This is a genomic window from Nocardia sp. CY41 (assembly GCF_009829325.1).
Lineage (GTDB): Bacteria > Actinomycetota > Actinomycetes > Mycobacteriales > Mycobacteriaceae > Nocardia.
Map to the genome: position 1 here is coordinate 147,360 of NZ_VUOS01000018.1, position 25,914 is coordinate 173,273.

At 70.2% G+C, this 25,914-nt stretch carries 28 protein-coding genes; 11 read left to right on the top strand and 17 right to left on the bottom strand.

Annotation, left to right across the window (positions count from 1 at the left end):
* A complete protein-coding gene (locus tag GVY64_RS20330; RefSeq protein ID WP_159843748.1) occupies nt 1-1,299 on the bottom strand; it encodes an NtaA/DmoA family FMN-dependent monooxygenase in 1,299 nt (432 codons plus the stop codon).
* A gap of 199 nt (nt 1,300-1,498) precedes the next feature.
* A complete protein-coding gene (locus GVY64_RS20335) occupies nt 1,499-1,681 on the bottom strand; it encodes a hypothetical protein (RefSeq protein ID WP_159843750.1) in 183 nt (60 codons plus the stop codon).
* Nucleotides 1,682-1,892: 211 nt separating this feature from the next.
* On the opposite strand from GVY64_RS20335, the gene GVY64_RS20340 reads away from it, so the two are divergent.
* Complete coding sequence (locus GVY64_RS20340; protein ID WP_159843752.1) at nt 1,893-2,150, top strand: hypothetical protein; 258 nt, start codon at nt 1,893-1,895, stop codon at nt 2,148-2,150.
* 21 nt (nt 2,151-2,171) lie between these two features.
* Here the strand turns inward: GVY64_RS20340 and GVY64_RS20345 are convergent, their stop codons facing one another.
* Entirely contained in the window at nt 2,172-2,810 is a 639-nt protein-coding gene (locus tag GVY64_RS20345; protein WP_159843754.1) for a TetR/AcrR family transcriptional regulator, read from the bottom strand.
* 61 nt (nt 2,811-2,871) lie between these two features.
* On the opposite strand from GVY64_RS20345, the gene GVY64_RS20350 reads away from it, so the two are divergent.
* From GVY64_RS20350 to GVY64_RS20360, 3 genes are all read left to right on the top strand, one after another.
* Entirely contained in the window at nt 2,872-3,636 is a 765-nt protein-coding gene (locus GVY64_RS20350) for an SDR family NAD(P)-dependent oxidoreductase (protein WP_236567014.1), read from the top strand.
* Nucleotides 3,633-4,136 (top strand): VOC family protein, encoded by a 504-nt coding sequence (locus tag GVY64_RS20355; protein WP_159843758.1) that lies wholly within the window; start codon nt 3,633-3,635, stop codon nt 4,134-4,136. The genes GVY64_RS20350 and GVY64_RS20355 overlap by 4 nt, the downstream gene beginning before the upstream one ends.
* Nucleotides 4,137-4,284: 148 nt before the next feature.
* The gene (locus GVY64_RS20360) at nt 4,285-5,160 is read left to right on the top strand and encodes a TIGR03619 family F420-dependent LLM class oxidoreductase (RefSeq protein WP_159843760.1); all 876 of its coding nucleotides are present in this window, start codon (nt 4,285-4,287) and stop codon (nt 5,158-5,160) included.
* Between the two features lie 13 nt (nt 5,161-5,173).
* Here GVY64_RS20360 and GVY64_RS20365 read toward each other — a convergent pair whose 3' ends face one another.
* The 4 genes from GVY64_RS20365 to GVY64_RS20380 all read right to left on the bottom strand — a co-directional run bounded on the left by GVY64_RS20365 (nt 5,174) and on the right by GVY64_RS20380 (nt 8,028).
* Nucleotides 5,174-6,037, bottom strand: a complete 864-nt coding sequence (locus GVY64_RS20365; RefSeq protein ID WP_159843762.1) for a fructosamine kinase family protein — start codon at nt 6,035-6,037, stop codon at nt 5,174-5,176.
* Complete coding sequence (locus GVY64_RS20370; protein ID WP_159843765.1) at nt 6,034-6,813, bottom strand: helix-turn-helix domain-containing protein; 780 nt, start codon at nt 6,811-6,813, stop codon at nt 6,034-6,036. The genes GVY64_RS20365 and GVY64_RS20370 overlap by 4 nt, the downstream gene beginning before the upstream one ends.
* 144 nt (nt 6,814-6,957) lie before the next feature.
* Nucleotides 6,958-7,581, bottom strand: a complete 624-nt coding sequence (locus tag GVY64_RS20375; RefSeq protein ID WP_159843767.1) for an antibiotic biosynthesis monooxygenase — start codon at nt 7,579-7,581, stop codon at nt 6,958-6,960.
* A gap of 102 nt (nt 7,582-7,683) precedes the next feature.
* A complete protein-coding gene (locus tag GVY64_RS20380) occupies nt 7,684-8,028 on the bottom strand; it encodes a hypothetical protein (protein ID WP_159843769.1) in 345 nt (114 codons plus the stop codon).
* A 69-nt stretch (nt 8,029-8,097) separates the two neighbouring features.
* Here GVY64_RS20380 and GVY64_RS20385 point away from each other — a divergent pair, with 69 nt between their 5' ends.
* Complete coding sequence (locus tag GVY64_RS20385; RefSeq protein ID WP_159843771.1) at nt 8,098-8,214, top strand: LPXTG cell wall anchor domain-containing protein; 117 nt, start codon at nt 8,098-8,100, stop codon at nt 8,212-8,214.
* 9 nt (nt 8,215-8,223) lie between these two features.
* The gene (locus tag GVY64_RS20390; RefSeq protein WP_159843774.1) at nt 8,224-8,454 is read left to right on the top strand and encodes a DUF6480 family protein; all 231 of its coding nucleotides are present in this window, start codon (nt 8,224-8,226) and stop codon (nt 8,452-8,454) included.
* 64 nt (nt 8,455-8,518) lie between these two features.
* Here GVY64_RS20390 and GVY64_RS20395 read toward each other — a convergent pair whose 3' ends face one another.
* The 5 genes from GVY64_RS20395 to GVY64_RS20415 all read right to left on the bottom strand — a co-directional run bounded on the left by GVY64_RS20395 (nt 8,519) and on the right by GVY64_RS20415 (nt 17,742).
* Nucleotides 8,519-9,358 carry an SDR family oxidoreductase gene (locus tag GVY64_RS20395; RefSeq protein WP_159843776.1) on the bottom strand — a complete coding sequence of 280 codons (840 nt, stop codon included), beginning with the start codon at nt 9,356-9,358 and terminating at the stop codon, nt 8,519-8,521.
* A gap of 40 nt (nt 9,359-9,398) precedes the next feature.
* On the bottom strand, nt 9,399-9,959 hold the full coding sequence (locus GVY64_RS20400; RefSeq protein WP_159843778.1) for a hemerythrin domain-containing protein: 561 nt from the start codon (nt 9,957-9,959) through the stop codon (nt 9,399-9,401).
* Between the two features lie 20 nt (nt 9,960-9,979).
* The gene (locus GVY64_RS20405) at nt 9,980-11,761 is read right to left on the bottom strand and encodes a thiamine pyrophosphate-requiring protein (RefSeq protein ID WP_159843780.1); all 1,782 of its coding nucleotides are present in this window, start codon (nt 11,759-11,761) and stop codon (nt 9,980-9,982) included.
* Nucleotides 11,762-11,849: 88 nt separating this feature from the next.
* Nucleotides 11,850-16,457 (bottom strand): cation-translocating P-type ATPase, encoded by a 4,608-nt coding sequence (locus GVY64_RS20410; RefSeq protein WP_159843782.1) that lies wholly within the window; start codon nt 16,455-16,457, stop codon nt 11,850-11,852.
* A 91-nt stretch (nt 16,458-16,548) separates the two neighbouring features.
* Complete coding sequence (locus GVY64_RS20415) at nt 16,549-17,742, bottom strand: alcohol dehydrogenase catalytic domain-containing protein (RefSeq protein WP_159843785.1); 1,194 nt, start codon at nt 17,740-17,742, stop codon at nt 16,549-16,551.
* Between the two features lie 179 nt (nt 17,743-17,921).
* Here GVY64_RS20415 and GVY64_RS37290 point away from each other — a divergent pair, with 179 nt between their 5' ends.
* The 3 genes from GVY64_RS37290 to GVY64_RS20425 all read left to right on the top strand — a co-directional run bounded on the left by GVY64_RS37290 (nt 17,922) and on the right by GVY64_RS20425 (nt 20,308).
* Nucleotides 17,922-18,080, top strand: a complete 159-nt coding sequence (locus tag GVY64_RS37290) for a hypothetical protein (RefSeq protein WP_201298080.1) — start codon at nt 17,922-17,924, stop codon at nt 18,078-18,080.
* Between the two features lie 118 nt (nt 18,081-18,198).
* A complete protein-coding gene (locus tag GVY64_RS20420) occupies nt 18,199-19,674 on the top strand; it encodes an aminotransferase class I/II-fold pyridoxal phosphate-dependent enzyme (RefSeq protein WP_159843788.1) in 1,476 nt (491 codons plus the stop codon).
* 22 nt (nt 19,675-19,696) lie between these two features.
* Nucleotides 19,697-20,308 (top strand): flavodoxin family protein, encoded by a 612-nt coding sequence (locus GVY64_RS20425; protein ID WP_159843790.1) that lies wholly within the window; start codon nt 19,697-19,699, stop codon nt 20,306-20,308.
* 55 nt (nt 20,309-20,363) lie between these two features.
* On the opposite strand, the gene GVY64_RS20430 is transcribed toward GVY64_RS20425, so the two are convergent.
* The gene (locus GVY64_RS20430) at nt 20,364-20,864 is read right to left on the bottom strand and encodes a hemerythrin domain-containing protein (protein WP_159843792.1); all 501 of its coding nucleotides are present in this window, start codon (nt 20,862-20,864) and stop codon (nt 20,364-20,366) included.
* Nucleotides 20,865-21,003: 139 nt separating this feature from the next.
* Here GVY64_RS20430 and GVY64_RS20435 point away from each other — a divergent pair, with 139 nt between their 5' ends.
* Nucleotides 21,004-21,492, top strand: coding sequence for a CinA family protein (locus GVY64_RS20435; protein WP_159843794.1), 489 nt, complete (start codon nt 21,004-21,006; stop codon nt 21,490-21,492).
* Between the two features lie 7 nt (nt 21,493-21,499).
* On the opposite strand, the gene GVY64_RS20440 is transcribed toward GVY64_RS20435, so the two are convergent.
* The 4 genes from GVY64_RS20440 to GVY64_RS20455 are packed head-to-tail and all read right to left on the bottom strand — an operon-like array spanning nt 21,500 to nt 23,759.
* A complete protein-coding gene (locus tag GVY64_RS20440) occupies nt 21,500-21,709 on the bottom strand; it encodes a CDGSH iron-sulfur domain-containing protein (RefSeq protein ID WP_159843796.1) in 210 nt (69 codons plus the stop codon).
* Nucleotides 21,687-22,340, bottom strand: a complete 654-nt coding sequence (locus tag GVY64_RS20445; protein ID WP_159843798.1) for a HemK2/MTQ2 family protein methyltransferase — start codon at nt 22,338-22,340, stop codon at nt 21,687-21,689. Before GVY64_RS20445 ends, GVY64_RS20440 begins: the two co-directional genes overlap by 23 nt.
* Nucleotides 22,341-22,371: 31 nt before the next feature.
* Nucleotides 22,372-23,388 (bottom strand): iron-containing redox enzyme family protein, encoded by a 1,017-nt coding sequence (locus tag GVY64_RS20450; RefSeq protein ID WP_159843800.1) that lies wholly within the window; start codon nt 23,386-23,388, stop codon nt 22,372-22,374.
* Nucleotides 23,389-23,423: 35 nt separating this feature from the next.
* Nucleotides 23,424-23,759, bottom strand: coding sequence for a histone-like nucleoid-structuring protein Lsr2 (locus GVY64_RS20455; RefSeq protein ID WP_039798258.1), 336 nt, complete (start codon nt 23,757-23,759; stop codon nt 23,424-23,426).
* Between the two features lie 817 nt (nt 23,760-24,576).
* Between GVY64_RS20455 and GVY64_RS20460 the strand changes: the two genes are divergently transcribed.
* On the top strand, nt 24,577-25,869 hold the full coding sequence (locus GVY64_RS20460) for a glycosyltransferase (protein ID WP_159843802.1): 1,293 nt from the start codon (nt 24,577-24,579) through the stop codon (nt 25,867-25,869).
* The last annotated feature ends 45 nt before the right edge of the window (nt 25,870-25,914 follow it).

Here is a 25,914-nt window from a genome sequence, read left to right on the forward strand (position 1 = left end):
TCACTCCGGGAGCGGGGGAAGTTCGAGGTTGTCGCGGAAGGTCGCGCCGACGTAGTCGGTGCCGAGGATGCCGCGGCGTCGCAGTTGCGGCAGCAGTCCGTTGACGACGAAGTCGCGGGTGCGTTCGTCGGCGAGCCCGCCGAGGGAGATCACGTCGAGAACGCCTGCCCGGTAACGTTCTTCGACGGCGTCGGCGAGTTGTTCGGGGGTTCCGGCCGCCGCCCAGTGGCCGGTGTCTTTGGCGGCGATGATCAGCTCGCGCAGTGTCTTTCCCGATCGCGCGAAGTTGCTGAAGATCTCTACCCGGCCGCGCCTGCGGTGTACCGACGCCACGTCGGGCAGCAGGCTCTCGGGGAGAGGCTTGTCCAACGGCAGGCCGGACAGGTCGACGCCGCCGCCGAGCATGTCGGCGAGGGCGGCGCGTCCGGCGTCGAAGTCGGTCGCTTCCGCTTGTTCCCGGGCCAGGCGCCTGGCCTCGGCTTCGGTGGCGCCGTAGGTGGCGTGGAACGAGCTCATGATCAGCGGCAGGCCTCGGGCGCGGCCGAGTTCGCTCGCCCGGGCGCGAATGCGTTTGGTGTAGGTCACCGCGTCTTCGAGGGTGGGCAGCGAGGTGAACACCACTTCGGCGAAGCGCGCGCCCAGTTCGATGCCGCCTGCGGACTGCCCGGCCTGGAACTGGACCGGTCTGCGTTGCGGCAGGGGCGGGATGTTCAGCGGTCCGCGCACGGTGAAGTACCGGCCCGCGTGGTCGATGGGCCGGACGCGGGTGGGGTCCAGGATCGCGCCGCCGTGTCCGTCCGGGGTCAGCGCGCCGGGCCGCCAGCTGTCGAACAGGGCGTTGACCACCTCGAGGGATTCGGTGGCGCGTGCGTACCGGTCTTCGGGGCTGGGCAGGTCCTGGTCGCCGTAGTTTTCCTCCCCTACCGAGGAGGTCACCGCGTTCCAGGCGGCGCGGCCGTTGCTGATGTGGTCGAGCGTGCCGAAGAGCCGGGCGAGGTTGTAGGGGTGGTGGAAGGTGGTGGTCACCGTCGCGATGAGTCCGACGTGTGCGGTGACGGCGCTCAGCGCGGACAGGAAGAGCAACGGTTCCTGTGCGCCGATCGCGCCTTGTGCGCCGAAACTGAGCAGGTCGGCGGCGAAGAGGGCGTCGAATCGGTGTTGTTCGGCGAGCTTTGCGACCTCGATCGATGACGCGAGTGTGGTCGCGGTCGGATCGATGGCCGCCGCGTATACGCTGACCGCGCCGCTGACTCCCGTGACGGTTTTCAGCGGCCGCCGTCGTCCACCCGCATTGCCCATTGCGGCGACGCTACCGGCGCGCGCCTGCGGGGTAACGGGTTGCGATCAGCGAGATGTTTTCTGTGTGAGCAGTATTGGATATGCGGGCGGGTGTGCCCATCCGCTGCCGAACTGCGTGCTGGGCGGCGGTTGCCGAGTTGGAGTGCGGAATGTGCTCGAGCCACCGGTGTCCGGACGTTCCGAGGTATGGGAGACGGTCCTAGGCGTCTTGCTCGCGCCGGTCGCAGTGGTCGTCGGCTGTGGGGCGCTCCACGCGCGGCACCCGCACCACTCCGGTGTCGAGGTCGATGTCGAATCGCGGCGTGTGGGTCTGTCCGTCGCTGTCTTCGCTGCCCTCGTGGGTCAGCTTCTTGCCCGGAAACAGCTCCCCGATGACGCCCATACGATCACGATACGCGCGCGGCGGCCTGGAGCCGGGCCGGCCACTGCCGAGCCGAATGGCGAGTCGCCACGCGATAGCCGAGAACGGTCCCATTTCGGCACCCGGGGGCCGCGGCTCGGTTAGCATCATGTTCTGCTCCTATCGGCCGGGGACCGCGGCACGGGGGCACTGGGCGACCGGCACTTGTATCGAACGACAGATCGGCCACCGCATGGAACAAGACGCCGACCTCGCCCAGGCTCGGGTCTTCTTGGAGCTGCTGACCCGGCAAGCCCGGACCTTGGCGCGGGACATCGAATTCTCCTACCGCGGCGACCCCGCCGCGCGGCACCAGTTGCACAGCGAACTGTGCGTCGTGCGCCGCTATATCGAGCGGCTGCACCGTAGGTTCCCGGAAACCGCAGGGCCACAGGGTGATCGGCAGCTGGCGGCGGTCCAGGGCGTCGGGCTACGGCGGACGCTGGGCTGAGCGACGGGAACCGCGCCGATCTCAACGTCCGAGCGTGGTGGCGGCGCGCTCGGGAATGGGCACGGTGAGCATGGCGACGATCATGTCCACGATTTCCGCGCCGTCCCCGGGATGGGCGGTGCGCACCCCCGATTCCAGGGTGCGCTCGTAGTCGGCGATCAAGGCGAACATGACGGTGGCCATGGTCTCCAGGCGCTGCCTGCGCAACTGCCGCGGCAGGCGGGTCAGCGCCGCGTCGAGGCGGGTGGCGATGATGCGGACCGCGGCGCGGTCGGCGTCCGCGAGACGGTGCGCGTCCGCCACCACGGGATGGGTGCGTACGACTTCCAGGAACCGGCCCAGGTGGGTGACCCGGTCGTGGCCGAGCAGTTCGAGGATCGGTGTCGCGAGCATGGCGACGAGGGTGTGCACGTCGTTGGCGCGGCCGTCGGCTTCGTGGGCGGCCAGCAGTTGCATCCGCCGCTGTTCGAGCCAGTTCATCCGCCGCTCGACGATGGCCTCGATCAGGCCGGTGCGCGAAGCGAAGTAATAGTGGACCGCGGAGTTGTTGCGCTGCCCGGCGGCGGCGGCGATGTCGCGCAGCGGCACGTCGACGCCGCGTTCGGCGATGAGGCGTTCCCCGGCGTCGAGCAAGGCGGTGCGCGATGCGTCGCTCGGCATATCCGCACTGTACTAAACACTGGTATTGACGATGTTAAACACAGATGCTTAATTGAACGGCGTGGTTGATGTGGCGGTGGTCATCGGTGCCGCGTCCGGTTTGGGCGCCGCGCTGTGCCGCCTGCTGGCGGCACGCGGCGTCGCGGTCGTGGCGGCCGATATCGACGCGGCAGGGCTGGTGGGGTTGGCCGCCGACACCGCGATCCACACCCAGGTCGTCGACGTCTCCGACGACGATCAGGTACGCCGCCTGATCCACGGCGCGGTGGCCGAACTGGGGCGCATCGACTTCCTGTTCAACAACGCGGCCATCCGCCTCGGCGGCACCGTCGAGCACATGCCGTTGCCGCAGTGGCAGCGGATCGTGGAGGTGAACCTGTGGGGTGTGGTGCACGGCACGCGGCACGCCTACCCGCTGATGCGCGCGCAGGGTTCCGGGCACATCGTCAACATGGCCTCGCTCGCGGGACTGACGCCGGTGACGCCGTCGGCCGCCTACGCGATGACCGAGCACGCCGTGGTCGGACTCAGCACCGCGCTGCGCGTGGAAGCGGCCGCCGCCGGAGTCAAAGTGAGCGTCGCGGTGCCCGGCGGGGTGGCGACCGACATCGTCGATTCCGGGATCGACCTGCCCGGGTACTCCTATCGGCAGGCGGCGCGCCGGACGCCGGTCGGGATGATCAGTGCCGAACGGGCCGCGCGGCACATCTTGCGCGGCATGCGCAAGAACAAGCCCTACATCGTGTTCCCGCACTACAACAGGGCGGTGGTCGCCGCGCACCGATGGTGTCCCGGTCTGATGAGCCGTCTCGGGGGGCGCGGATGATCGCCCGCGGTCAGATCTTCCAACTCTGCTGGGTGGTCGCCGATCTCGCCGCGGCCTGCCAGGCGTTCACCACGCGGTACGGGGTCGGCGAGTGGTTCACCATCCCGGAGGTCCACTTCGGTCCCGGCGCCGCCGAACTGCGCGGCGCCCCGGCGGAGTACACGATCGCCGTGGCGCTCGGCTATGCCGGTGGCCAGCAGTTGGAGCTGATCGAGCCGCGCGGCGGAGCGAGCCTGTATGCCGAGCATCTGGACCGTCTCGGTCCCGGACTGCATCACGCCGCCTGGGTACCCGAGGACTACGACGCCGCGCTCGCGGAGGCCGCCGCGGCGGGGATCGAGATCGCCGCGCGCGGCAGGTTCGAGGGCGTCGGTATGGAGTTCGCCTACCTCGCGGGCGGCCCGATCGGCTCGCATATCGAACTCCTGCGGTTGTCGCCGGAGATGAAGGCCCTGTTCGACCACTTGATTCCGGAAGGCTTCACCAACCCATGGCAGTAGGCGGTGATCTCCCGGGTGGCCTCGGCTCTGTCGGGGCGGCTCGGGTCCGCTTGCGGCCTTTCCTCTCCCGTTCCGGTCACGGCCCGCCGCGCGGGTACCGGCGCCGGGACCCGCGCGGCGCGCCGGACGCGCCGGGAAGGCGAGCATCATGCGTTTCACCTACGCCGCGACGAGGACCGATCCGTCGTATTACCTCGCTCTGGCCAAAGCCGCCGAGGAGGCGGGCTACACCTCCATGGCCGTGGCCGACAGCGTGGCGTATCCAAAGGAATCCGACGCGAAGTACCCCTACACCCCAGACGGAAGCCGCGATTTCTTGGAGGACAAGCCGTTCGTCGAGGCGTTCGTGCTCAGCGCGGCGATGGCGGCGGTGACCACCACGTTGCGTTTCACGCCGTTCGTGCTGAAGCTGCCGATCCGGCCGCCCGTGCTGGTGGCCAAGCAAGCCGCCTCGGTGGCCGCGCTGAGCGGCAACCGGTTCGGGCTCGGTGTCGGCATCAGCCCGTGGCCGGACGACTTCGAGATCATGGGGGTGCCGTTCGACAAGCGTGGCGCGCGGATGGACGAGTGCATCGATATCGTGCGCGGGCTCTCGGCGGGCGGGTACTTCGAATACCACGGGCAGTTCTACGACATTCCGCCGATCAAGATCAGCCCGGTGCCGACCGAACCGGTGCCGATCCTGGTCGGCGGGCACAGCAGACCCGCGCTGCGGCGGGCCGCGCAGCGTGGTGACGGGTGGATGCACGCCGGCGGCGACGGCGCCGAACTGGACCGGCTGCTGGCCGAACTGGACGCGCTGCGTGCGGAGTACGGCACCCGCAAGGACTTCGAGGTGCACGTCATCTCGCTGGACGGGTTCACCGTCGACGGCATCAAACGCCTCGAGGACAAAGGGGTCACCGACGTGATCGTCGGCTTCCGGCTGCCGTACACCACCGAGCAGGACACCGAGCCGCTGGAGACGAAGATCGCCAACCTGTCGCGCTTCGCCGAGAAGGTCATCGCGCGGGTCGACGGCTGAGGACCGCCGCGGGTCACGCCGCGAGCGCCGCGGCGGCCGCGGCGAGGGTCCGCGCCCGGTAACCGGCGCCGAACAGCGCGACGTGCACCAGCAGCGGATGCAGCTGGTGCAGCGGCGTGCGGGTGCGCCACCCGTCGGCGAGCGGACGGGTCTCGTGGTAGGCGGCCTGGATGCGGTCCAGGTGCGCGGTGCCGAAGAGGGCGAGCATGGCCAGGTCGGTCTCACGGTGGCCTGCGTGCGCGGCCGGGTCGACGAGCACCGCGCGTTCGGCAGTCCACAGGATGTTGCCCGACCACAGGTCGCCGTGGATGCGGGCCGGTGGTTCGGGCGGTCCGGCCAGCTCGTCGATGCGGTCGATGACGCGCTCGATCAGGCGGGTGCCGTCGGCGCCGAGCGCACCGGCCGCCCGGGAGAGGTAGGGCGTGAGGCGATGTTCGGCGTACCAGCGCGGCCACGGTCCGTCCGTCGGGGTGTTGGGCAGCGGCAGGCTCGCGATCCATCCTTCCCACGGCGCCCCGAACTGCTCGGATCCGCCCGCGTGCAGCGCGGCCAGTTCCCGGCCCAGCCGCTCGGCGGCCGCGGGCGTGGGGCCGGTCTCCCGCAGCCATGGCAGCACCAGCATCCGCTCGTCTGCCGCCAGTACCCGCGGCAGCAAGCTGCCGTCGCCCGCCGGGCCCGGCGCGCCGCTCCGCAGCCAGGTCAGTCCCGCCGCCTCGGCCGCGAAGACGGGTGTCGGATCGGTCGAGGCCTTCACGAAGACGATCCGGCCGTCGGCCAGCTCGGCGCGGTGCAGCGTCCAGGCATGGCTCGCGCCGAGATCGGTGACGGTGCGAATCCGCGCCGCCAGCAGTGCCGACAGATGGGCGGCGTAGCTCAACGGACGCCCGCGGTGAGCCGTTTCATGGTGTCCTCGTCGGCGGGGAAGAACGATTCGATGGCCAGTTCGGCGACGGTGACGTTCATCGGGGTGCCGAACACGGTCGTGACACTGAGAAACGACAACTCGGCGCCGTCGTAGTCGATCCGCAGGGGAACCACCGCCTGGTCGGGTTCGGGGACGGCGAGTTCCACTTCGCCGCCGGGGTAGGACCGCAGTTCCTCGAGCAGGTCGGCCAGGTCCCGGGATCCGGTGACCTCGGTCTGGCGCGCCAGGCGGGCGAAGATGTGGCCGCGCCATTCGGCGAGGTTGCGGATGCGCCCGGCCATCCCGTCGGGGTGCAGGCTCAGCCGCAGGGCGTTCACCGGCGGTTGCGTCAATGCCGGGTCGATGCCTGCGATGAGAACGGCCACGCCGCTGTTGGCGTCGATCATCGTCCAGTTCTGGTCGATGGCCAGCGCGGGATAGGGCTCGTGGCCGGCCAGGATCTGGCGCATCGCGCCGCGGACGGCGTCCATGGCCGGGGTGTCCAGGCCGGGTTGCGCATAGGCCGGGGCGTAGCCCGCGGCCAGTAGGACGCGGTTGCGTTCGCGCAGCGGGATCTCCAGATGCTCGGACAGGTGCACGATCATCGTCCGGCTGGGGGTGGCGCGTCCGGTCTCGATGAAGCTGAGGTGCCGCGCCGAGGTGTCGGCTCGTCCGGCCAGCTCGAGCTGGCTCAGCCTGCGTTCCAGGCGCCAATGTCGCAGCAGGTCACCTGCCGTCGGGGTACTCACGCCCCGATCCTACGAACGGTCACCCGGTGGGGCCATTACCTCGCGGGTAATCGACAGCGCTACCCGCAGGTCGCGGCGCCGGTCGTCGACCGCGCGCCGCGCGTCACCGGCCGGAATGCTGTTCCGGCCGGGATGCGCTTGCGGTCAGGCCATCTCGGGGACGCGCAGATGCGCGAAGGCCAGATCGAACTCCCCCACCTCCAGGACGTTGGCACCGACCCGCTGGGTCGCCGTCGCCCTGATCCGATTGGTCTGCTCTCGGCTGCCCTCCATCGCCGCCCGGTTCTCCCACACCGTCGCGCCCACCGCTCGGCCGCTGTTCCGGTCGATGAACAGGCTCGCGCTGCAGAAACCGTCGAGCATTTCCGTCTGCGGCAGCACTTCGTTCTTGAATGTGTCGGCCAGCCGATCGAGCTGGCCCGGATCCACCTGAACCCACGTGCACCGGGTGCAGGAGCCGTCCCCGGCCGGATGGTCGCGGTGCATCACCGCGATCTCCCATTCCTCCACCCGCTCGGCCCGCCCGCCGAGCCGCCGGGCCAGGCCCTCGCGCAACGGCTGCACGCGTCCTCTGCTGGCGTGCAATGCCTCCTCGGTCTCCCAAGAGGTCGCGGCGATGCAACGTCCCGTCGACCGGTCGGCCATCAGGGACAGACCGACCCACCCTTGGATCTCGGGCAGATTCGGCATCAATTCATCCCGCAGATACGCGAGCCCGTCGTCGATCGAGGACGGCTGGGCCGCGATGGTGCTGGAACGTGCGTACACGGGCCACCTCCCGCCTGTCAGGGTGGTGCCCCGGTGGCGCCACCGGACATATTCACCTTCCTCCAGCCCGCCTCCGCATGCAATGCCCCCGCTACCGTCCAGCTACCCGGCGTCCCGGCGGCCGCGGGCCAGGCGCGCCAACGCCGCGCGCAGCTCCGGGAGGGGCCGCGAGGCGGTGAGTTCGGCCAGTGCGATATCCGCGATCGCCGCGACGAGGAGCGTCGCGACCGGTTCGGGGTCGTCCCACCCGGCGGCGGCGAGATCGTCGATGACGATCAGCGCCGCTTGCCGATTGCGCGCGGCGACCTGCTCGCCGAGGCCCGCTACCGAGCGCGCCTGGATCAGCAGTGCTTTCGTGGCGGGCTGGCCAGGCATGGCCGATTGGTGAAGGATCCGATCGACGCGGCCATCCATCAGGCCGTCGCGTTCCAGGAGACCGCCGGTCACTACGTGCTCGTACGGAGCCGACCGGCGGTCGCGCCGATTGGGCTCGCGGATACCGGGTAGGCCCCGGGCATGGAACTGTTGGTGATTCTCGGCCTCGCGGTGCTCGTGGGCGCGGTGATCCTGTATCGCAAGAGGACCGGCAAACGGCCCGGCGCACCCGAGGTACCCGGCAACGACGGCGAGTAGGGAGCGGCTATGAGCGCGATGGATCCCGATCCCGCGAAGACCCCCGATCTGGAACCGGGCGGCGGCGTACCGCCCGGTTCCACGCCCCCGGACACGCCGCAGACCTCCGGGCCGTCGGCGCCGGAGCCGAGCACAAGACACCACTTCCCCGTCACCGGGGTCGTGGCGATGCTCATCGGGGCGGTAATCATCCTGCTCTTCGTCGCCGCGGCGGTCGGCATCGTGGTGTCGATGCTGTGACCGGCGCCCCCCACGGTCGGCCGCCCGGAGTGCGGCCGACCGTGGGCTCATCGTGCGCGCACTCTCACAGGATCGGCCTGCCCCCGGTGACCGCGATGCGGGCGCCGGAGATGTAGCTGCCGTCGTCGGAGGCCAGCATCACGTAGGTGGGCGCCAGTTCGGCCGGTTGACCGGCACGACCCAGCGGGGTGTCGTCCCCGAACTTCGCGACCTTCTCCACCGGCATCGTGGCCGGGATCAGCGGGGTCCAGATCGGCCCCGGCGCGACGCTGTTGACCCGGATCCCGCGTTCGCCCAGCAACTGCGCGAGGCTGGCGGAGAAATTCGCGATGGCGGCTTTGGTCGCCGCGTACGGAGCCAGGGTGGGGGAAGGCATGTCGGAATTGACCGAGGAACTGCCGATGATCGATGAGCCCGGAGGCATGTGCGGCAGCGCCGCCTTCACCAGGTAGAAGTACGCGTTGATGTTCAGTTCGACGGTGTGCTCGAATTCCTCGTCGCTGATCTCCTCGAGCGTCTCGTGCGTCATCTGGAACGCCGCGTTGCTCACCAGGACGTCGATCTTCCCGAATTCACGCACCGCCCGATCGATGACGGCGCGACAGTGCGCGGCCTCGGACAGGTCGCCGGGCACGAGCACGGCTTTGCGTCCTGCCTGCGTCACCAAGTCGGCGACCTGCTTCGCGTCCTCGTCCTCGTCGAGGTAGGAGATGAGCACGTCCGCGCCCTCGCGCGCGTAGGCGATCGCCACCGCCCGTCCGATCCCGCTGTCGGCGCCGGTGATGACGGCGGCTTTACCGGTCAACTTCCCGGAGCCGCGGTAGCTGTCCTCACCGCAGTCCGGGACCGGGGTCATCCTGGCCTGGATGCCGGGGACGTCTTGCTGCTGTTCGGGAAAACCCATGTCGTCTCTTCCTCCTGTGCACTTCGGCGCTACGGGTGATTCACGTGTCCTGCTGCTGCCGCCAGTCGCGCACCGCGTCGCGCGTGCGGTCGAACAACGCCAACGGTGGGCCGGCCAGCAGGTTCGCCAGCGCGGACTCCCCCGTGTGCGGATGCGGGCGGGTCGGCGCCACCGCCTCGGCAGCTCGCACCGATCCGGCCATCCGCTTCAGCTGGCTGCTGGAGAACTGTGCGCGCAGCAGCGGGAACTCCTCGGCTTCCTCGTGCGTGGCGTGTTCGTCGACGGCGTCGGCGAGCCGGGCCAGCCTGGCATCGAACTCCGGATGGTCCACGCCGAGGTCGTAGAGGTCGGCCAGCGCGCGTTTGGCCGCGTTCTCCTCCTCCAGTCGCGGTTGCACGATGTCGGCGTCGGCGCCGAAACGGGCGCGCCCGGCGACCGGGTGCACGACCTCCTCCTCGGCGCTCTCGTGCACGGCCAGCAACCGCACCAGATCGGTGAACAGATCCTGTTTCGCGTCGGGACCCGCCTGCAGTCGCGCCAGCAACTCGCGGATCTTCGCGTGCTGGGCGGTGAGCAGGTCGACGACATCCTGGTCGGTCATCGCAACACTCGTTTCTGTCGCTACGGAATGAATTCCTGGACTTTCGCTTTCGCGCCCTGCGCGACCAGGTGCCAGGCGTCGGGGTCGCCGCGCAGCACGGCTTCGGCGGTGTCCTTCATCTGATCCCAGGTCGCGTGCGGCGGGATGGGCGGCACGTCGGGGTCGCAGTGCACGTCGAGCACGACCGGGCCGTCGGCGTGCAGGGCGCTGTCCCAGGCCGGGCCGAGGTCCTCGGGTGTCCGAACGGTGATGCCCGTCAGGCCGGCGCTGCGGGCGACCTCGGCGTAGGAGACGTCGGGAAGTGTTTGCGACTGCTCGAATTTCGGCGCGCCGCCCATGGCCCGAAGCTCCCAGGTGACCTGGTTGAGATCGTTGTTGTGGAAGACGCAGACCACCAGACGCTGGTCGCGCCAGCGGGGGCGGTAGCGGGCGATGGTGAGCAGTTCGGCCATGCCGTTCATCTGCATGGCGCCGTCGCCGACCAACGCGATCACGGGCCGGTCGGGGTGGGCGAACTTGGCTCCGATGGCGTAGGGCACACCGGGGCCCATGGTGGCCAAGGTGCCCGACAGCGATCCGCGCATCCGTCCCCGGAAGCGCAGGCAGCGGGCGTACCAGTTGGTCGAGGAGCCGGAGTCCGCGGTGACGATGGCGTCCTCGGGAATGCGTTCGGACAGCTCCCACACCACCCGCATCGGGTTGACCGGTTCGGCGTCCAGCAAGGATTGGCGTTCGACGGTCTGCCACCAGCGGGCGACGTTCTTCTCGATCCGCTCCCGCCAGCTGCGGTCGTCCTTGCGCCGCACCAACGGGATCAACTCCGCCAGCGTCGATTTCGCGTCGCCGACCAGGTTCACCTCGGTGGGGTAACGCATGCCGATCATGGCGCCGTCGAGGTCGATCTGCACCGCACGCGCCTGCCCCGGTTCGGGCAGGAACTGGCTGTAGGGGAAATTCGAGCCGACGATCAGCAGCGTGTCGCAGTCACGCATCAGCTCGTAACTGGGCCTGCTGCCGAGCAATCCGATCGCGCCCGTGACGAAAGGCAGGTCGTCGGGCAGCACGTCCTTGCCCAGCAGCGCCTTCGCCACGCCCGCTCCGGTGCGCTCGGCGAGCTCGACGACCTCCTCGGCGGCCGCGCGGGCGCCCTGACCCACGAGGACGGCGACCTTCGATCCGGCCTCGAGCACCTCCGCCGCGCGCCGGATGTCCCCGTGCGCGGGCACCACGCGCGTCGAGATCGAGCCCGGTGGGCTCGACGGCACCTGCTTGAAGGCGTGCTGTGGTGGATGATATTGCTCTTCTTGCAGATCCGACGGGATGATCACCGCGGTCGGGGCCCGGCGCGCGGTCGCGATCCGGAAGGCGCGATCCAGCGCGTTGGGCAGCTGGCTGGCCACGTTCACTTCGACCAGATAGTCGGACGCGACGTCCTTGAACAGGCTCTGCAGATCGACTTCCTGCTGATAGCTGCCGCCCATCGCGCTGCGCGCGGTCTGCCCGACGATCGCCACCACCGGGACGTGATCGAGCTTCGCGTCGTACAGCCCGTTGAGCAGGTGAATCGCCCCCGGCCCCGAGGTCGCGGTGCACACGCCCACCTTGCCGCTGAATTTGGCGTATCCGGTGGCCTGGAACGCCGACATCTCCTCGTGGCGGGCTTGGATGAACGCCGGCTTGTCGTCGGCGCGGCCGAAAGCGGCGATCAGGCCGTTGATCCCGTCGCCGGGATAACCGAAGACCTGCTCGACGCCCCATTCCCGCAGACGTCGCACGACGTAGTCACCGACCTGTTGAGCCATAGGGTTCCTCCTGTCCGTGTGCCGGTGGCAGGGTCCGTCGCCCGGCGGATACCCGGGCGCTGGGGCGCCAATCAGCGCGCGGCCGCCCCTAGGCGGTCTCTTGCGCGGGCAACAGCCGCGGAAGCAGCACGGCGGCGGCGGTGGCGGTCGTCGCGCACGTGGTCGCGATCCCCCACCCGACGGGATCCAGCGGGCGGCAACCGAAGTAGCCGCACAGCCCCGGCGTCATCACCACCGCGCCGAGCACCGCGCCACTGGCCGCCGTGGTGAGCCACACCAGCGGGCTGCGGTACCCGGAGACCAGCGTCTGCCCCAGCTGCGTGCCGATGAGCGCGACCAAGCCGATCGTCGCCGCACGCCGCTGCGTGCCGGTCATGCGGCCGAGGGTCCAGGCGACCGACGCGCTGGTGGCCGTCGCGACACCGCGGACGCCGAGCGTGCGCAGCAGGTCGGTGCCCAGGTCGGCGCGCGGGAGTCCGGCTAGCCGCTCTCCGGCTCGCTCCGCCTGCGCCCGCGGATCGTCGGCGTCGTCGGGATCGGCCGCATCGCGCTCGCGCGACAGCGCCAGCGCCATGGCGGGGAACATGTCGGTGAGCATGTTGACCAGCAGGAATTGCCTGGTGCCCAGCGGCGCCCTGCCGCTGACGGCGGTGCCGTACAGCGTGAAGGCCACTTCACCCGCGTTGCCGCCGACCAGCACGCCGACGGCGTCGGTGACCCGCTGCCACATGCCGCGGCCTTCGACGAGGGCGTGTAACAGCACCAGCGGGTCGGGATGGGTGAGCACCATGTCGGCGGCATTGCGGGCGGCGATCGAACCCTGGGCGGCCAAGCCGATTCCGACGTCGGCGGTGCGGATGGCGGCGGCGTCGTTGCTGCCGTCGCCGGTCATGCCGACCACGTGCCCCGCCCGCCGCAGCGCGGACACGATGCGCACCTTCTGTTCCGGGTCGACGCGGGCGAAGACGGTGCTCTGCTCGATCAGCTCGGTCTGCGCGGTCTCGTCCAGACGGTCGAGATCCGCGCCGGTGACCACCTGGCCGGCTTCGATGCCGAGCTGGCGGGCCACCGCCGCGGCGGTCACCGGGTGGTCGCCGGTGATCATGCGCACGCTGATCCCGTTGCCTTGCAACGCGGTGACCAGCGGCAGCGTCTGGGGGCGCGGGGCGTCGGCGAGACCGAGGAAGCCGAGCAAGGTGAGTTCCTCGACGGCCGCCTCGACGTCGTCGGGTTCACTGGGCAGATCGCGGCGGGCCACCACCAGCACCCGCAGGCCCTGCTCGGCGAGGTCGCGCACCGCCTTCTCGGCGCGTTCGCGCATGTGCTCGTCGAAGGGATGGTCGGTGTCGTCGGTGCGCACCCTGGTGCAACGCGACAGGACGACTTCGGGAGCGCCCTTCACGATCAACCGCAGTTTGTGGGCGGTGTGGCCGAGTGTGGCGGCGTAGCCGCGGTTGGATTCGAACGGGATCTCCTCGATCGGATCCCAGCGGCGTGCGTCGTCGCCGAGCGCCTCGGCCGCGGCGTCGACCACCGCGCGGTCGGTGGCGTGCACGATGGGGCCCTCGGCGGGATCGGGGCAGGCGCGGGCCGCGGCGCGCAGCAGGCGCTTGGCGTGTTCGGAGCCTGCGTCCGGGGACCACTGGTCGTCGAGATCGGCGAGGGTGGTCAGCCTCAGCCGTCCTTCGGTGAGGGTGCCGGTCTTGTCGAAGCACAGGGTGTCCACCCGGCCCAGGGCCTCGACGGTGCGACTGGCGCGCACCAGCACGCCGTGCCGCGACAGTCTGCGGGCGGCGGCCAGCTGAGCGACCGTGGCCACCAGCGGCAGTCCCTCGGGGACCGCGGCGACCGCGACGGCCACACCATCGGCGATCGCGGTGCGCAACGGCCTGCCGCGCAGGATGCCCAACCCGGTCACGACGCCGCCGCCGGTCAAGGTCAGCGGCAGGGCGCGGTCGGTCAAGCGGCGCAATTGCGCCTGCACGCCTGCCTTCTCCGGCGGGATGGCCCCGGCCGCGGCGCGGCCTGCCTGGGTGTCGGGGCCGACGGCCACGACGATCGCCCGCGCGGTGCCGTTGACCACGGTGCTGCCCTCGAAGACCATGCAGGCGCGGTCGGCCACCGACGTGCCCGGGGTGGCGGGCACCTGCTTGTCGACGGTGATCGACTCGCCGGTGAGGCCGGATTCGTCCATCTCCAGGTCGTCGGCGCGCAGCAGTCGCGCGTCGGCGGGGACCACGTCGCCGCCGCGCAGCACGATCACGTCGCCGAGTGCGAGCACAGCGGCGGGCACCTGCCGTTCACGGGGTTCGCGCGCGTCGAGGTCGGCGCGATCGATCACGCGGGCGGTGAGCCGCTCGCCCTCGAACAGGCGATACAGTGCGCCCTCGGCACGCTGCCGTTGCCAGGCCGACACCAGCGCGTTGACCCCGAGCACCGACGACAGCAGCACCGCGTCCGACGGCGCGCCCAGCACGGCGGTGGCGACCGCGCCCACCCCGAGGATCGGAGTGAGCGGATCGGCCAGCTCGCGGCGCAGTTGGCCCGCGAACGACGCCGCCGAGGCGAGCACGCGCGCGCCGGGGATGCGGGCGGTGGGACTGGGCGCGGCGCGCTCCTCGACGGGAACGGGCCGCGGCAACCGGCTCAGCACCTCACCGGGTTCGAGGGCGTGCCACGGAAGCAGCGGCGCGAGGGTGGCCGGTGGCTCGGCGCGCGCCGTGCGCCAGCCGGTGTAGGCGCCGCTGAGCAGGCCGGTGTAGTGGGCGGCGGTCATCGGCGAGGACCGGCCCGCGCTGTCCGGGGCGACGGCCAGCAGCAGCCCGCCCAGCGCGGCCGCCGACAGGGCCAGTGAGCGGCCGCGTTCGCTCACCTGACGGGCCGGGGCGATGGCGGCGAGCACCCGATGGGCCTGTCCGAGATCGCGGCAGACCGCGTCGGCGGTCCAGGGCATCTGCAGCGCGTTGTCCTCCCGCACCGCTATCCCGATGCCGACATCGGCGAAGGCCAGGGCCTTGTGCGCGCGGGGGCTCAGCACGGCGACGACGTGGCCGTCCCGTTGCAGGGTGCGCACCCGCTCGCTGAGCGAACGCGACGGGGAGACGAATTCGTCGGCCATGGACCGCAGTTCGGCGGCGTCGGCGCCCGCGGCCAGGGTCACCCGCAGGCCCGCGCTGCGCGCCCGGCTCAGCAGGGCGTGGGCGCGCCGGTCGAGTTCGCGTCCGACCAGCACCCGTCCCACCGGTGTGCCGTTGTCGTGGAGTTCGCGCCATACGGCGCGGCGGGTGTCACCGTCGTCGGGCCTTCCGGTCGCGGGGTGCACCAGCCGCCGGTGGCCGCCTGCCGACAGGTAGCGGTCGGTGTCGTCGGGCAGCAAGTCGTCCTGGGCGCCTTCCCCGGCCTCCTGCTCCCACAGCAGCCGCTGGCTCGCGCTCCATACTTCGGCGACCGACCATCGTGGATCCGTGGCTTCGGCGTCGAGGATCAACCGGCGTGCGGTCAACAGCGACTCTCCGTCGATGACCAGCGCCGACAATCGGTCCAGCCGCCGCCACACGCGCGGGTGCAGCGTCAGCACGCCCGCCCGGCCCAGCATCGTCGAGACCAGCGCCCCGTAGGCTTCGCGGCTGGCCCGCGCCGCCTTGGGCGCGCCCAGTTCCAGTGCGTCGGCGGCGCCGAACAGGCCGCGGCCGCCGAGCACGGAGGTGACCGCGCCCACCAGCGCGCCCGCGGCCGTTTCGTCGGCGACCCGCTCGATCGGTCCCTGCGGCATATCGACCACGCGGGCGGGCGGCGTCAGCGGATCGCAGACTTCGGCCGGGCGGCGGTCGATGTCGGCTTCCCAGTCGCGCCATTGCGCGTACCGGGTCAGCGACTCGGTCAGGGTGAGCCCGCGGTGCACGGCGTCGATCACCAGGTTCGCCGTGCCCGCCGCCGCGGTATTGCCCAGGGCGTTGCCGATGGCGTTGGCCGTGGTGAGCAGCAGATCGGTGCGGGGACGGCCGAGCTGTTCCTCCAGGGGTTTGCGCAGGCGGGGCTGAGTGTCGACGAAGGCGGCCGCCGCGCGCAGCACGCGGGCGGGCTTGCGCAACGGCAGCACCGCGGCCACCGTCGACAGCGCGATCGCGCCCACGTCGCCGGCGACCTGGATCCCGGCCGCCAGCAGCGGCTCCCGATCACCGGGGTGCTCACAGCCGCGGCTCCAGTCCAGGTCGCCGACCGCGGTGTCGGCCTCGACGGATTCGATGGCCGACACCAAGGCGGGCAGGTCCGCCGCGCCGTGCTCGAGCGCGGCGACCACGCGCCCGGTCACCGCGTTCACCCGCCACCAGCGCACGTCGCGGCGCCGGTCCAGGGTCCGGTGCAGCGCCTGGGTGACGTCGCCGCTCTTGCCGGAGTCCAGGCCGCGCACCTCCACGGTGGCCCGGTCCTCGTAGAGGGCCACCCGGCGGCGGGTGCGCAGCGCATGCGGATCCATCAGCGCCGCGAGTTCGTCGCGCAACTCCTCGTCGCGTCCCAGGTTCAGCAGCGACGCGCCCGCCCGCGCGCCCGCCGCCACCGCCTGCACCGGCGCCTGTGCCGCTTTCGCGCCCAGACCGACGGCCTTCTCCACCCCTGCGCGGGCCATCTCGGCGGCGACGGAGGTCGGCGCCTCGAGCCACCACGGCGAGACGGTTGCGCGTAGTAAGAAGCTCATACACGGCAGCTACCCAGGCCCGAACAGAGCAAACCGTCCGCGGCCGCGGTCTCGGACGACCGCGGCCGGGTCCGGGGACCCGCCGCGCCGGTCAGTTCGTGGCGGTCGGGTCGAGCACGACTTTGATCGCCCCGTCGGTCTTCTGCTGGAAGTCGGCGTAGCCCTGCGCCGCGGCGCTCAGCGGCAGCCGGTGGGTGGCGAAGCCTTCCACGCCCAGCGGGTCGCCGTCGCGTAGCAACGGCATGATGTCCTCCACCCATCGTTTGACGTTCGCCTGGCCCATGCGCAGCTGGATCTGCTTGTCGAACAACACTCGCATCGGCAGCGGATCCCGCATGCCGCCGTAGACGCCGATAACCGAGATCGTGCCGCCGCGGCGGACGATGTCGATCGCGGAGTTCAGCGCCGCGAGCCGGTCCACGCCCGCGGTGTCCATCACCTTCTGGGCCACCGCGTCCGGCAGGAACGCCGCCGAACGCTGAGCCACCGACGCGATCGGCGACCCGTGGGCCTCCATGCCGACCGCGTCGATCACCGCGTCGGTGCCGCGGCCTTCGGTCCAGCCCCGAATGATGTCGCCGACCGGCTCGTCGGCGGCGGCGAGGTCGATCACCTCCACGCCGCGCTCGGCGACCCGCGCCAGCCGCTCGGGCACCCGGTCCACGCCGATGACGCGATAGCCGCGCTGCGCCGCGACCCGGCAGGCCATGTCCCCGATCGGGCCGAGACCGAGTACGGTCACCGATCCGCCGTCGGGCACCCCGGCGTATTCCACCGCCTGCCACGCGGTGGGCAGCACGTCGGACAAATACAGGAAACGGTCGTCGGCCGGTCCCTCGGGCACTGTGATATGGGTGGCGTCCGCGTGCGGCACCCGCAGATACTCCGCCTGGCCGCCGGGCACCTGCCCGTAGAGCTTCGAATAGCCGAACAGCGCTGCGCCGCAACCGTACCGGCGGACCTGGGTCGTCTCGCACTGGGTGGGCAGGCCGGTGCGGCACATGTAGCAGGCGCCGCAGCTGATCTGGAACGGGATCACGACACGGTCGCCGCGGGACAGCCCGGTGACCGCCGAGCCGGTCTCCACCACCCGTCCCATGGCTTCGTGACCGAGGACGTCGCCGGTGCTCATATAGGCGCCGAGCACCTCGTACAGGTGCAGGTCCGAACCGCATATCCCGGTGGAGGTGACCTCGATGATCGCGTCCGTCGGGGCCTCGATGCGGGGATCGGGCACCGTTTCCACGGCGACTTTGCGTCGTCCTTGCCAGGTCACTGCCTTCATCCGGACGCTCCTCGGGTCGGTGTCGATACAGTCCCGGTCCTACCCGGAGGCCTGTGCCCGAAACGACCGCCGGTGGATCGGCTGACGACCCCGCTGGTGCGAGTCGACGGCGAACTCGTGGCGACCGACTGGGACACCGCGATGGACCGGATCGTCGCGCGGCGCTCGAGGTATGGGTCGTGAGCTCCGCCACCGACGCCGAGGCCGCGCACGTGCGCGAAGGCGACCTGTTCGAATCGCCACGAATCACCGGAATCCGGCCCGGCGTCGTCTTCCCTTCCACTACGGGTACTGGGATCGCGGCGACGGCGCGCACGACCGGGCGGCGAACGAGCTGACGCGCACCGATGTCGATCCCGCGTCCGAGCAGCCGCTGTTCGAAACCTGCGGCGCCCGCATCCGGCGGGCATCGTAAGACGCAGGTGTGCCGTCGCGGATTCGGGGTAGGCGGGAGCCGTGGACCATACACGAGCTCCTCTGCTGGAAGCGCTTGCCGACTATCACCGGCTGGGCCGGTACGGCTTCACGCCCCCTGGGCATCGGCAAGGACGCGGAACCGACGAACGCGTCCTGGATGTGATCGGCCGGGACGCCTTCGGCTCGGATGTGCTGGCCGTCGCCGGGCTGGACGACCGGCTCTCCCGCGGCGGTTTCCTGGCCCGGGCGGAGGCACTGATGGCCGACGCGGTGCGGGCGGAATCGGCGTTCTTCTCCACCTGCGGCAGTTCCCTCTCGGTCAAGGCGGCCATGATGACCGTAGCGGGCGGCCACGACGGCGGCCTGCTCGTGGCGCGGGACAGTCACAAATCGGTTGTCGCCGGGCTCATCTTCTCCGGCGTCCAGCCGCGGTGGATCACGCCGCGCTGGGATACCGAGATGCACTTCGCGCACCCGCCCTCCCCGCAGCAGGTCCGCGAAGCCTGGGACGCCCACCCCGACGCAGCGGGCGCGCTGATCGTGAGCCCGAGTCCGTACGGCACCTGCGCCGACATCGCCGGCATCGCCGAGGCCTGCCACGAGCGCGGCAAGCCGCTCATCGTGGACGAAGCGTGGGGCGCGCATCTGCCGTTCCACGACGACCTGCCGACCTGGGCCATGGACGCCGGCGCCGATCTGTGCGTGGTCAGCGTGCACAAGATGGGTGCCGGGTTCGAACAGGGTTCGGTGTTCCACCTGCAAGGTGATCTCATCGACCCCATCCGGCTCAGCGAATGCGCCGACCTGCTGATGACCACGAGCCCCAACGTGCTGGTCTACGCCGCGCTCGACGGCTGGCGCAGGCAGATGGTCGAACGTGGCCGGGAACTGCTCGGTGACGCGCTGCTGGTCGCCGACCAGGCCAGGCGGCAGCTCGGGGAGATCCCCGGTATCAGGGTGCTCGAGAACGAACTGCTCGGCACGGAAGCCTCCCACGACCTCGACCGGCTCCAAGTCCTCATGGACGTGTCCGGCACCGGAGCCAGCGGCTATCAGGCCGCGGACTGGCTGCGCGAGCACCGGCGCCTCGACCTGGGTTTGAGCGATCACCGCCGGCTGCTCGCCACCCTGTCGCTGGCCGACGACAAGGACACCGCCGACACCCTGATCGACGGCATCGCTGCCTGGCGCGATCAACTGGACGATCCCCACCCGCCGAGCATCGACCTGCCCGCACCGGAGGATCTGCAGCTGGAATCGGTGATGCTGCCGCGCGACGCGTTCTTCGGGCCGGTGGAGACCGTGGACGCGCACGAGGCCGTCGGCCGGATCGCCGCCGAGCAGCTCACGCCCTACCCACCGGGCATACCGGTGGTCGTGCCCGGTGAACGCATCGACGCCGCCGTCGTCGACTACCTGCGCACCGGGCTGGACGCGGGCATGAACGTGCCGGACGCCGCGGACTCGCGGCTGCGCACGATCCGTGTCGTCGCCCGCGACCGAACCGGAAGTTGATGTCGAACAGGAGGTTTGCTTCATGGCCGGACCGACCGCCCTCGCGCTGGTGTGCACGCTGAAGAAGTCACCCGCCGAATCCAGCAGCGACCTCATCGCCCGGCAGGTGCTCGACGAGCTGGCCCAGCACGACGTGCCGGGCACGGCGCTGCGCGTGGTGGACTACGACGTGCTGCCCGGCGTCACCGGCGACGAGGGGCCCGGCGATCAATGGCCGTCGATCCGTGAGCGGATCGCCGCCGCCGACATCCTGCTGATCTCGACCCCCACGTGGGTGGGGCACATGTCGTCGGTGGCGCAGCGAGTGCTGGAGCGTCTGGACGCCGAGCTGTCCGAGACCGACGACGAGGGGCGTCCCGCGATGGTCGGCAAGGTGGCCACGGTGGCGGTGGTCGGCAACGAGGACGGCGCGCACAAGATCGTCGCCGATCTGTACCAGGGGCTCAACGACATCGGATTCACCATCCCCGCGCAGGGCTGCACGTACTGGAACGATCAGGCCATGGGCGGCACCGACTACCAGGATCTCGATTCGGTGCCCAAGGCGGTCGCCTCCGCGACCGCGGCGCTGGCCCGGAACGCCGCACACCTGGCCCGGGTGCTCAGCGCCCAGCAGTACCCGCCCGCCGGATGATCCCCGTTCCTGCTCGCGCCGGCACCTCCCCCCGGGTGCCGGCGCGTTCGCGTGGTCAGGCGAGGACGGCGTCGACGGTCTTCTTCAAGGCCGAGGGCTGCGCGGGTGAGGTCGGCGCCTTCTTTCTGAGTTCCTGCATCCGCGCGCCGATCTCCTGCAGTTGCTTACGTCCCAGCTGTTCGCGCACCTTCGGGAACCACTCGTTCTCTTCCTCGTCGATGTGATGGTCGACGTTCTCGATCAGCACGGTGGTCTTGGCGGTGAAGTGCTCGTCGTCGGGCTTCATCGTGGCCAGCTCGGTGACCAGCACGTCGGCGACGTGATGCTCCTCGTAGGACTCCAGGATGTCCTCCTCGAGGTCGGGAACGAGTTTGCGCACCTCCGGGTACATGCACTCGTTCTCGAGATAGGTGTGCACGGTGAGCGCCTCGATGATCTTCTTCACCACGTCGCCCTTGGTGTCGACGGCGTCGTCGCCCGCCTTCTCGAACTGCCGGAACAGCTTCCGGATCGCCTTGTGGTCGTCGCGAAGCAGCACGATCGCGTCGGTGGTCATTGCTTTCTCCTTGCGTCGGGGGCCGAGTCTTCTGCCGACATTCCCGGCGCCGCGGCGCCGAAACCGTGGTGTGCGCCGCGCGGCTCACCTCGTCGCCGGCCGTATGGTGAACAGGCAGCGAACACAGGAAAGGACGAAGATGCCCCACGCGGACGACTACGCACAGGAGCTGGCCGAATTGGCGCAGAAGGCGGAGATCACCGTGGCGGTCGCGGAATCGCTCACCTCCGGACGGCTTTCGGCCACCCTCGGCGCCGCGCCGAATTCCTCCGAGTGGTTTCGCGGCGGCCTCGTGGCCTACAGCACCGAGGTCAAGCAGACCGTTCTCGGGGTGCCCGATGTGCCGGTGGTGTCGCGAACCGCGGCCGAAGCGATGGCCACGGGCGTCCGGACACTGCTGAAAGCGGTTGTGGCCGTGGCGGTCACCGGCGCGGGCGGGCCGGATCCGCAGGACGGCCAGCCGCCAGGGTCGGTGTGGTTCGCGATCGCCGGGGAGCAGGGTGTGCGGGCCTGGCACCGTCAGTTCGACGGCGAACCCGCGGACGTGGTCGCGCAGACCGTCGCCTGCGCCACCGAAACGCTGCTCGACACCGTCCGGTCACTGTGCCCGGACGGCTCGTCGTCGTGACCCGCGGTCACGACGAGCGGCGCCGCTTGCGGTGGCTGGTGTCGCAGAACGGGTAGTTCTTCGAGCGCTTGCACAAACACAGCGCCACCACGAACCGGTCGGACCGGACCGTCCGGCCGTCCGCGGTGACGAATTCGACCGGGCCCTCGATCAACGCGGGGCCGTCGGCGGTGAGCGTCACCCGCCGCCACTGCTCATTGCCGGATGCGGTCGGCACGGATCACCACCAGGTCTTCCATTCGCTGACCGGGTTCGATCAACCCGGCCGATTCCAGCCATTCCGCGCGGCGGCGCAGCACCGGCCCGAACGGCACGGTCGCCCGTGCCACGATCGCGGCCTTGAGCTCCCGCTCACGCAACTGCGCCAACGTCTCGTCGGGATCGCTCAACACCGAATGCACGATCAACGCGACGCCCCGCGGTTTCAGCAGGGTGGGCAGCGCCGCGCACAACTGGTCGAGGATCGCCCTACCCCCGGCTCCGGCGTCCCACGCCCGGGCGAGGCCGCGGCTGTCGGTGCCTTCGGGAGCGGGCACGTAGGGCGGGTTGGCCAGCACGAGATCGAAACTGCGCCCGCCGAGGACCGCCCCGAAATCCCCGCGCAGCACCTCGGCGTCGATCCCGCGCAGCCGGCAGTTCAACCAGGCCGACACGACAGCGGCACGGGAGACGTCCACCGCCGTCACCCGCGCGGCTCCGGTGTACGCGGCGGCGACGGCCAAGGCGCCGGTGCCGGTACACACGTCCAGCGCATGCCCGCCCTGCGGTACGCCCGCCTCGGACAGGGCACGGACGAGCAACCAGGTGTCGAGCTGCGGCGGATAGACGCCGGGAGGTCGAATCAACATCACATCCAGCGGATAGCCCGCCGAGCACTGCTTAATCCCCCGCGCCGCCCGGGCCGCTGCCGGTCGCGAGCAACGAGCTGCCACCAGAGCGCCACGCCGCCAGCACATGATCGGCGAATCGGTCCTCCAGCAGGTTCGTCACCTGGATGCCGAAAGCCACCGACTCGGTCAGCGCGGGTTCGCGCCGCAGCAGGTCACCGATCACGCCGGTGCGCATCACCTGCTCGTGCACCGCGTCGGCTTCGACGTGTTCGCGGTAGAACAGCACACACGCCGGATCGGCGTCCAAGCGCTCCAACGCCTCCACCAGACGCTGAGCGCCGGGCGGGGAGGTGATCTCCACCGTCGCGAAATGGCCGACCAGCGCGCCGCGCCACGAGCGATGCAGCCCGAACAGCGACATCATGTTCACCAGCGCGAGCATCGGCGCGGGCACCGCGTCCAGATAGTGCAGGTATTCCGGGTCCAGCCCGGCGCCTGCCAGCAGATCGGCATACAGCTGCGCGTGCACCCGTTCGCCGCGCCCGGCACCGAATTCGTCGAACTCGACGGCGACCAGCGATGCCTTGGCCTGGCCCCGCAGCCGGGGAATCACCCAAGCGTAGGGGTCGGCCTCTTTGTGGTGGTAGATCGAACGATGCACGAAGTATTCGCGCATCTGCCACCACTCGCCCTCCTCGCGGAGGAAACCGCTCAGTCCGTCCGGCTCGGCCGGCGTGACCAGCAAATGTTCGAGTTCCGCATCCAGATTCGCTCCCTGCGGCACGTCGTCGCGCAGCGCACCGAGGAACTGCTTTTCCATCGCGGCCCGCAGACTCAGCAGACCCGGGTCCCACTCCCACCCCGCATCGACCGGACCGAAACCGTGATAGTGCAGCTCGTAGCAGGTGTGCAGGGCCAGATGCAGGTCTTCGCCGTACGGGTCCACCGCGCCCAGCCCCGGCACCGGGTCACCCGGCCTGCCGCGCAGCAGTTCCACCACCGCCTCCGACAGCTCGCCACGCGGGCGGGGCAGATCCTGCTGCTGGGGGTCGATCATCACCGTCATACCGGTCGCTTACCCCGGCCCGGCGACGTTATCGCTTATCCGTTCGCCTTCTTGTACGCCTCGACGACCTCGGCGGAGATCCGTCCCCGCGCCGACACATCGATGCCGTTCTTGCGCGCCCATTCCCGGATCACCGTGGCCTGTTCCCGATCGGTCGCCGACCGCAGGACACCGCCGCGGCCGCGGCGCGCACGACCGACCTTGCGGGCATACGGAACCCACTGTTCGAAGAATCCGCGCAACTGGCCGGCATTCTCCGTCGACAAGTCCATCTCGTAGGCCACGCCGTCCACGGCGAAAGACACGGTTTCCTCGGCCTGAGACTTGCCGTCGTAGTCATCGACCAGTGTCACGACGACCTTGCGTGCCATAGAGATAATCCCTTCACGGTTACCGAGCGCGTGCAGTCGAAAAAAATTCGTAGCCAGTAGATAACAGATCAGTTCGGCCCACCGGACAGCGGGGTCCCCCACCGCGGCACGGAGTGCGTCGCAACCGGCGACGCAGCACCGGCGACCGTCGAGCCTCCACATATTGCCCGCGCACCCGGCGCGACTGCAAACGGCCCCTCGGCGAATTGCCGAATCCGGCCGCACCGACCCAGTCGCATTTCACCGGAGCCGGTCCACACCTGCGGCCGGTCGAATTCAGTCGGCGATCTCCTGCCGCACCGAGACGTGCCCGCGGCTTTCGCCGGTGAACGGCTCGCGGGCCCATCCGTCCCAGGGTTTCACGCAGCCGCGGACCGGCCGGCTGGGCCATCAGGTCAGCTCGGCGGGCCACACGTAACGGGAGCCCGCACCCTGGCACCGTAACGTGCCGAAATCCCCTGGGCCCCCCAATTTTTCGGGGCATTCCGGCTCCCACCGCTGAGAAGGCCGCGACTCCTCCCCCGCCTAGTCTGGACGGCGCCCGGTCGAGCCGGAATACTGGCCTGCGCCGGTTTCACAGGAGCCGACCATGCCGGGTGCGGGTAGCCGGTCGGTTCACGGTTCGGACGAAAGGATCAACTCTCGATTCTGCAGGCAGGCAATCGGCCCGTTGAGGACGGCGGGGGGCCGAGTACCGTTCCGAACTCTGTCGAGCGAGTGGGACATCCGCGGGAGGCGGACCCCACAACGAACCAGATGTCGGCCGATTCACCGGACTCGGCCCGACGAGCCCAGTGCACGAGCGGAAGTCGATAGTATGCGTGTGGCCTTGTTGCCCGCAGGTACCAGGGGCGATCATCAACCGTATCTCGCGTTGGCGCACGAATTCCGCGCCCGCGGGCACGACGTGGCGATCACCGCCACCCGCAATCAGGCGCACATCGTGCGCAACGCGGATTTCGAACCCCAGGTGATTCCCTTCGACGCCGCGGAACTGCTCGAGACGACCGCGGCCAAACGCGCTTTGGCCTCCGGCAAGACGCTGCCGTTCGTGCGCATCATGCTCGACACGGTGAAGATCATCGAAGGCGAGCGGGGCGTGGCCATGCACGACGTGCTCGCGCAGACCTGCGCGGCCGCCGATGTCGTCGTCGCCTGCGCGTCGACGCTGCCGTGGGCGATGGAGTTCCGCGAGAAGACCGGAACGCCGGTGCTCGGCTGCCTGCCCTACCCGCTCGAACGCACCGACGAGTTCCCGTCGTCGTTCATGGCGAAGAACATGACCTCGTCGCGGCTGCTGTCGCGGGCGACCTACAGCCTCTTCGAACTGTCCTACACGTTCCTGTACCGCAAGGTCGACCGGCAATTGCGGCAGCAGATGGGTCTGCCGGGCAGGCCGCGCAATCCGTTCCGGCGACTACGTGCCGAGCAGATTCCGCTGGTTCACATGGTCAGTCCCGTGCTGTTGCCGAAGCCGCACGATTGGCCGGAACGGGCGACGATCGTCGGCGCCTCCATTCTGCCGTCGGCGCTGCGGGACGCCTGGGGCGAAGCGATCGTCGACCCGGAACTCGACGCGTGGCTCGACGAAGGGGAGCCACCGATCTATTTCTGCATGACCGGAATGCCCGTGCTCGATCCGGTGGAATGTCGCGAGATGATCGCGACGGTCTGCGCGCGCTTGGGCGCACGGGCGCTGGTCACGGTGAAAGGCGAGGGATTCCCGAAAGGATTCAGCGCCGACCGCTCCCTGTTGATCATCGATTCGTTCGACTACGACCGCGTGCTGCCGCGCTGCAGCGCCGTCGTGCACCACGGTGGCAGCGGGAACACTCACGACGTCGTGCGGGCGGGGATCCCGGCCGTGGTGATCCCGGTGCACAGCGACCAGTTCTTCTACGGATGGCGCATCGCCGCGCTCGGTATCGGAGCGACCTTTCCGTATCGGACGATCACCACCGACCGCTTGCATCGCGCGCTGGCGCAGGTCCGCACACCGCGGGTGCGGCAGCGAGCGACGGAGATCGGCCGCACGGTCGCGGCGGAGAACGGTGTGCTCGCGGTGGTCGACGCCGTGGAGAAACTCGCTGCCGCGACCAGCCGACCATGAGCCGCCGGTCGGCTCGCGGGCGATCCCGGCGTCGTCCGGCGCGCG

What these genes read in the sequence shown, in the direction of transcription:
- GVY64_RS20330 (WP_159843748.1), bottom strand. Translation starts at nt 1,299, where the DNA reads ATGGGCAATGCGGGTGGACGACGGCGGCCGCTGAAAACCGTCACGGGA.
- GVY64_RS20335 (WP_159843750.1), bottom strand. Translation starts at nt 1,681, where the DNA reads ATGGGCGTCATCGGGGAGCTGTTTCCGGGCAAGAAGCTGACCCACGAG.
- GVY64_RS20340 (WP_159843752.1), top strand. Translation starts at nt 1,893, where the DNA reads ATGGAACAAGACGCCGACCTCGCCCAGGCTCGGGTCTTCTTGGAGCTG.
- GVY64_RS20345 (WP_159843754.1), bottom strand. Translation starts at nt 2,810, where the DNA reads ATGCCGAGCGACGCATCGCGCACCGCCTTGCTCGACGCCGGGGAACGC.
- GVY64_RS20355 (WP_159843758.1), top strand. Translation starts at nt 3,633, where the DNA reads ATGATCGCCCGCGGTCAGATCTTCCAACTCTGCTGGGTGGTCGCCGAT.
- GVY64_RS20360 (WP_159843760.1), top strand. Translation starts at nt 4,285, where the DNA reads ATGCGTTTCACCTACGCCGCGACGAGGACCGATCCGTCGTATTACCTC.
- GVY64_RS20385 (WP_159843771.1), top strand. Translation starts at nt 8,098, where the DNA reads ATGGAACTGTTGGTGATTCTCGGCCTCGCGGTGCTCGTGGGCGCGGTG.
- GVY64_RS20390 (WP_159843774.1), top strand. Translation starts at nt 8,224, where the DNA reads ATGAGCGCGATGGATCCCGATCCCGCGAAGACCCCCGATCTGGAACCG.
- GVY64_RS20395 (WP_159843776.1), bottom strand. Translation starts at nt 9,358, where the DNA reads ATGGGTTTTCCCGAACAGCAGCAAGACGTCCCCGGCATCCAGGCCAGG.
- GVY64_RS20400 (WP_159843778.1), bottom strand. Translation starts at nt 9,959, where the DNA reads ATGACCGACCAGGATGTCGTCGACCTGCTCACCGCCCAGCACGCGAAG.
- GVY64_RS20405 (WP_159843780.1), bottom strand. Translation starts at nt 11,761, where the DNA reads ATGGCTCAACAGGTCGGTGACTACGTCGTGCGACGTCTGCGGGAATGG.
- GVY64_RS20410 (WP_159843782.1), bottom strand. Translation starts at nt 16,457, where the DNA reads ATGAGCTTCTTACTACGCGCAACCGTCTCGCCGTGGTGGCTCGAGGCG.
- GVY64_RS20415 (WP_159843785.1), bottom strand. Translation starts at nt 17,742, where the DNA reads ATGAAGGCAGTGACCTGGCAAGGACGACGCAAAGTCGCCGTGGAAACG.
- GVY64_RS20425 (WP_159843790.1), top strand. Translation starts at nt 19,697, where the DNA reads ATGGCCGGACCGACCGCCCTCGCGCTGGTGTGCACGCTGAAGAAGTCA.
- GVY64_RS20430 (WP_159843792.1), bottom strand. Translation starts at nt 20,864, where the DNA reads ATGACCACCGACGCGATCGTGCTGCTTCGCGACGACCACAAGGCGATC.
- GVY64_RS20435 (WP_159843794.1), top strand. Translation starts at nt 21,004, where the DNA reads ATGCCCCACGCGGACGACTACGCACAGGAGCTGGCCGAATTGGCGCAG.
- GVY64_RS20445 (WP_159843798.1), bottom strand. Translation starts at nt 22,340, where the DNA reads ATGTTGATTCGACCTCCCGGCGTCTATCCGCCGCAGCTCGACACCTGG.
- GVY64_RS20450 (WP_159843800.1), bottom strand. Translation starts at nt 23,388, where the DNA reads ATGACGGTGATGATCGACCCCCAGCAGCAGGATCTGCCCCGCCCGCGT.
- GVY64_RS20455 (WP_039798258.1), bottom strand. Translation starts at nt 23,759, where the DNA reads ATGGCACGCAAGGTCGTCGTGACACTGGTCGATGACTACGACGGCAAG.
- GVY64_RS20460 (WP_159843802.1), top strand. Translation starts at nt 24,577, where the DNA reads ATGCGTGTGGCCTTGTTGCCCGCAGGTACCAGGGGCGATCATCAACCG.